Consider the following 5,446-nt stretch of genomic DNA (forward strand, 5'->3'; position numbering starts at 1 on the left):
TTCTTGGATTTCTTGAACGCCTGACAGGTATAGAGGGCCTAATACCCGATCCGTATCTGCTAGGCGGCGGTTTGCACATGATCCCTCGAGGGGGCCGCCTCGCCATCCATGCGGATTTTAATATTCATAAGAAGCTGAGACTCGATCGTCGGCTTAATCTGTTGCTTTACCTTAACTACGATTGGAAGGAGGAGTGGGGCGGCGCCCTCGAGCTCTGGGACAAGGATGTCAAGACAAAAGAGAGGGCATATCTGCCGATCGCGAATCGCATGGTCGTCTTTTCGACAACCGATACTGCATATCACGGCCATCCTGATCCTCTGAGAAGCCCAAAGGGAAAGTATCGACGCTCGATTGCCTTATATTACTATACGAATGGCCGTCCTGAGGACGAGAGATCGGCCGATCATTCCACGATCTTCAGGATGCGTCCTAACGAAGTCCGCAAGCGAATGGCGCTGGATATGGTGAAGCCGTTCGTTCCTCCAATTGTCTGGCAACTTCCTCGCTTATTCAGGAAGTGAGGGGTCTCCCATCGAAATTACTTGATGAGCGCTGGGCGCCGAGTTGGCGCTTGCGGGCAGACGTACGCCGTTTCATCCCTGAGGAATCGGCTCAGCCGGCTCCAATGTGGTAAGCCGCAGTTGAAGCCGTTGACACACGCCTTCACATAAGGTTGCGCTTGATACTGCGGAGCCAGGCGATCAGCGGCGCAGGAAGAAGTAGCCAACAAAACAGCGTCATCGCGTTGAAGAAATCTTGCGCTCGGAGCGCGACAAGGCGCCCCTGCCATTTCCATAAAACCGGACGCAAATCGCTCAGCTCGGCGCCACGCTTGCGATACGAAATAAGAATCCCGACGGCCTGGCGCGCCAGAAAGTGCTTTGCCTGCAGTTGCAGCTGGCGGCGCCTTCGCTCATCCTTGATCCTCTCCTCGGCGGTGTGAGTGATGAGATCAACGAGCTTGCGAATATCGTCTAGGTGCCTCTCCAGCGCCAGGTGGGACGTTTGCGTTGCGTCATGAAGAGAATAGGAACCACAGCACTCGTTGACAAAACCCGCTTTGCCTTCCAACAATAGTGGGAGATGTCTCGCAAGATCACCTGCGAACGGCCACCCCATCGGGAAGCCTCCCGAGGCACGAAGCCTCTCGGAACGAAGCATTGTGGTGCATCCCTGCACAGTTATTCGCTGTTTCAAGTACTCTTCGAGGATATCCAGGCCGTCCCAAACCCCAGTTTTGAAATTGCGACTCGCGAGCGGCGGCAACGTGCGGCCTGACGCGACGACCCGGGCTTCGCCCAATGCCATCACGATCGGCACTTGGGGCTCTCTTCTGATTACAGAGATGCAACGTTCCAGTAGCCATGGCGCTATTCTGTCGTCATCGGGAACGAACACGATGTATTCACCCCTTGCCTGAGCCACGCAAGCGTTCCAGTTTGCTGTCGCAACTACGTTCTTCAGCTGGCGCACGACGCGTAGTCTTTCATCCTTGAATTGACTCAGGACCAAGGCAGTTTCGTCGGTCGACGCATTATCCGATACCAGCACTTCGAACCGTGGATAAGATTGCATTAGAGCCAGGCGAACACAGTCCCGCAACCACGTAGCTCGATTGAACGTGGGAATGGCAATGGTGACCAGCGGGTCGGTCTCGAGCGTAGACGACATAGGATCCGGCCCCGGCATGCTGTCTGCAGCTCCCAACCGCCGTACACTTGTAGGCACGGCCGAATTCTCGATCTCGCCTGACGCTCTCACGGCGAACTCGAAAACCTGCATCATCCTACTGGTCCGCGGTGCACGAAATGGATCAATGTTCGATCGTCCTAACTTTCCCAGCGTCAGAGCCCGCATGGGGTGGCTCCGCAGATCGCTCCAAATGCAATCTCTCTGTTGAGCAGGCATCGGTCACGAGCTCCGGCGCGTCCTTGCGGTCAGAGACCCTTTCAAGCCACACTTCACGCCACCAGGAATAGATGCTTCTCGGACAGAACATTTTACAATTGCTGTACCCGGATCTGCACCAGACGTCTTCCAGGATCACCGCCGGCGTCTTGAGGGACCTCATCCTTCCGGTTTTCTCATCAATGAATTTGGTCACCTGCGTCTTGACCTTGTAGACGCGGCCGCAATACGGGACCATTTCTGCGTCGAAAGCCATCCCTCGGTTTATGTTCTCCGTGTCCACGGTTGCGAGAATTTCCTTATACGTTTTTACTCTCACCAATTCGCCCGGCTGAAGATTCAAGCTGGCATTGGGAGTCTTATGCATATGAAGTACCGTTCCCTTCCATCTCGGAAAGGGAATACCGCCCCTCAACTCCTGAATGTAATCGTAAACCAAGCGGGAAACGTGGCCCAATCGCGCTTTCTTAGCCAGGGCGAGATGCCAGTAAGCCAGGTATGTGAATCCACGCACGAGGCGCCCCAGGCTGGCGTTGCCTGAAGTATAGTCCTCCACGTACTGTCTAACGTCCCACCACCGAAGCAACGTCGTAAAATGTGGCAATTCGGTTGCCTGGCACGAGTACTGGATCTCTCCACGCGCGTCGCCAGCCAGGACACGCGTCCCCCGATAAACGTCTTCCTCTGTACACCGGCGTTCATCAGCGGAATGTTTGCCTCGTTCGCATTCATGACTGTGTGAAATTGCCGGCGGATTCGTGCTTCCGTTGATGGGCTTGAGCCACGCCTCCTTCCAAAAGATGAGGCACGCCGCTTGACAGCCACCGTACGCCGCGCCATCGCAACGGAGATCAAGGTGGATACCATTCGGGAGCCATCTGCCACCCGTATTTGTGACAGTATCACAGGTCTTGTGCGAGCGTTTGTAGACCCTGACTCGCTTGCCACAATACTTGAACATTTGCGGCATGAAAGGGAGCCCATCCAAGCGGCCGTTCTTGTCGAGCGTGCTTAGAATCTCCTCCTTGGTCCGGATCTCTACCCAGTCGCCCGCTCGCAGCTTCCTCATCTTTGCCCTCCAAATCGCCGGACACCTTTCCTAGTGCCAAGTTAGCCCGCTCGTCCTTCACGAGTCGTCATGGAAACGGAGATCTTCAATTCCTTGAAGAGGTCGACGTAGAACGCCTTCTGGCCCATGAAAAACAGCAGCATCCACGGATAGATCACCGCGATAGTGCCGCCTCCAATCAGGAGCCTCCAGAAATGCGACTCCGATTCACCGAGACAAAGCTTGACTCCAAGTGCAACTGCCGCGGCCGCCGTGCCTGCAACCAATGGCCGGCCCGCAGCCAAAAGCAGATCTCTCGGAGAAATCAACGTTCCGTGCAAACACCACAGAATGTGCGGGATCAGCCACAGTATCATTGCCGCGGAATAGGCACACGCGACACCCGTCGGACCGTAAGACAATCCGATGAGGTACCCCGAAATAACGAGAGGAGCGATTACCAGGGCAATCTTCAGGCTTCGTACTTGTAGGCCCGACGCGTACAGCAACCATGCAAGGGGATTGATTATGCCGAATATTAGAATTGTCGGTGTCAACAAACGGAAAATGACTGCCGCATCACCCCACTTCGGCCCAAGCACGACGCCGACGATGTCATCGGCGAACACCGCACAGAACACCGTAACTGGCAGGGTCATTGATAGGACGAGAGAATAACCCTTCAGAAAGTAGCTTTTCAGCCGAAACGGATCGCTCTGGAGTCGTGACAACCCGGAAAACGCAACGCCTCCAATTGCCGCGTTGAGTTCTGCGGTTTGAAGATTGACGAGCCGGTATCCCCGTTCGTAAATTCCGAGAGCATCGGCTCCCCAGTATCGGCCCAAGAGCAACTTTTCGAAGTTGTAGGCCACATAGACGACGAGACTATTCAACGTAACTGTTCCGCCAAAGCTCAGCATGCCGCGGAGTCCAGCAGCCCGGCGAGGCGGCCCTGGAATCCACCCCGTCGCCATCCATACGCAGACGGCGTAGACTACAGTCGAAACCAGCGTCATTCCCAAAATGGCCCAATATCCCAGGCCGCCGAACGCCATACCAACTCCGGCGGCAAAGCTCACCACTTGGGACAGCAATTCAATGATCGTTAACGTTGTGTACCGTAGTTGGCGCTGTAGCAGCGCGGAATGCTGCACAGCTAAGGCGTTTAGGAAAAATCCTGCGCCCGACACGACAGTCAATCCGAACAGACGAGGTTCATGGTAGAATTCTACAAGAGAGGGTGCAGTTGCCGCGCAGAGCAGCGCGAGCACCATTCCGACCAATAAGTTGACCCAGAACAATGTAGATATCTGTTCGTCGGTGATGGTGTCCTTCTGGACTGTGGCGGACGACAACCCTGCAGTTGTGAGGAGCTGAAACACTCCAGTAACGACCGTAGTCATCGCGACCAATCCGAAATCCTTCGGATCCAGCAGCCGCGCCAAGGCAGCGATGACACCGAGGCGAAGAAAGAAGTTCGCCGCTTGGCCGCAGAGCCGAGCCAAGCTGCCGCGCACTATCATCCCCTTGAGATCGTCCATTCAAATCTCCGCAGATGAAAACCGAGTTCGCCACAAGCCGATGAGGTTCTTGATCAAACAGACTGTTCAAGCCAATGCTAGTTTTCTTGCCACAAATGCCTCTGCATAACCCTCTTGCGCTCGACATTCCATTCCTCGAAGCCGAGCCAATCCTCTAAAGACTTCGGGATCGAACCATTGCTTGGAGCGCTGGCTTCCGAAGTGTGACACCAATAGATCGATCTTGCGTTGCAGGGCCCGCGCCGAGACAGGCGCATAGAAATTTGGCTGTCCGACATCCCCATCCCACTTGGGGACTTCGTATTCGAGGATGAAGTGATCTCGGAACGTGTTCCACGTCAGGCGCGACACTTGGCGATGATCCTGATGAGCATCATCGCGCTTGTGGGTGAGAATCACATCCGGTCCAACTCGTCCCTTCAGGGCCTCGAACCAGCATTTGATCTCCTCGCCCTGCTCGGGAAACAACCCGTCTCGGAAACCCGCGATGTCGATTTGAGCCCTGGCCGCCTCGGATAGAAAGTCCGCCGCGGATGCTCGCGCCTCGCCCTCACGCTCGCCAGCGGCACTCAGGACACACCAGTGCACATCCAGACGAATGCCGCGCTCAAGCAAACTCAGAAGTGTGGCTCCTACACCAATTTCGATGTCATCCGAATGGGCGCCCAGGCAAAGCACGGATAAACGATCGCCAGGCGCAGCAAGCCGCAACGACTTCATGGCGCTACCGCGGCCCGAGCGCCACCATCGAGCCGCCAAGGCATTTGCCCGCGTTCGATCATCTCCTCAAGCACTTGCCTGTCCCTCAGGGTGTCCATCGCCCGCCAGAAGCCCTCATGCTTGAATGCCATCAACCTGTCGCATTCGATCAACCGCTTGAACGGCTCAACCACGAGTTCTTCGCCTTCCTGGATGAAATCGAAGATCTCCTTACGAAAGATAAAGT

At 55.6% G+C, this 5,446-nt stretch carries 5 protein-coding genes and 1 pseudogene; 1 reads left to right on the top strand and 5 read right to left on the bottom strand.

Going from position 1 to position 5,446, the window contains the following annotated elements; all coding sequences use genetic code 11:
- Positions 1-524 (top strand): 2OG-Fe(II) oxygenase (locus FXV83_RS42095; protein WP_148745866.1); only part of this gene is annotated, 524 nt, incomplete at its 5' end.
- A 142-nt stretch (positions 525-666) separates the two neighbouring features.
- On the opposite strand, the gene FXV83_RS42100 is transcribed toward FXV83_RS42095, so the two are convergent.
- The 5 genes and pseudogenes from FXV83_RS42100 to FXV83_RS42120 all read right to left on the bottom strand — a co-directional run.
- On the bottom strand, positions 667-1,788 hold the full coding sequence (locus FXV83_RS42100) for a glycosyltransferase family 2 protein (RefSeq protein ID WP_187436555.1): 1,122 nt from the start codon (positions 1,786-1,788) through the stop codon (positions 667-669).
- A gap of 28 nt (positions 1,789-1,816) precedes the next feature.
- Positions 1,817-2,980: a hypothetical protein gene (locus tag FXV83_RS42105; RefSeq protein WP_187436556.1), complete on the bottom strand. Its 1,164-nt coding sequence runs from the start codon at positions 2,978-2,980 to the stop codon at positions 1,817-1,819.
- Between the two features lie 41 nt (positions 2,981-3,021).
- Positions 3,022-4,500, bottom strand: a complete 1,479-nt coding sequence (locus FXV83_RS42110) for a lipopolysaccharide biosynthesis protein (RefSeq protein ID WP_148745868.1) — start codon at positions 4,498-4,500, stop codon at positions 3,022-3,024.
- 66 nt (positions 4,501-4,566) lie between these two features.
- Positions 4,567-5,220 (bottom strand): PIG-L deacetylase family protein, encoded by a 654-nt coding sequence (locus FXV83_RS42115; protein WP_148745869.1) that lies wholly within the window; start codon positions 5,218-5,220, stop codon positions 4,567-4,569.
- Positions 5,217-5,446, bottom strand: a pseudogene (locus tag FXV83_RS42120) (glucose-1-phosphate cytidylyltransferase); the annotation flags it as partial. The gene FXV83_RS42115 and the pseudogene FXV83_RS42120, both read right to left, overlap by 4 nt.

The organism is Bradyrhizobium hipponense (assembly GCF_008123965.1).
Lineage (GTDB): Bacteria > Pseudomonadota > Alphaproteobacteria > Rhizobiales > Xanthobacteraceae > Bradyrhizobium > Bradyrhizobium hipponense.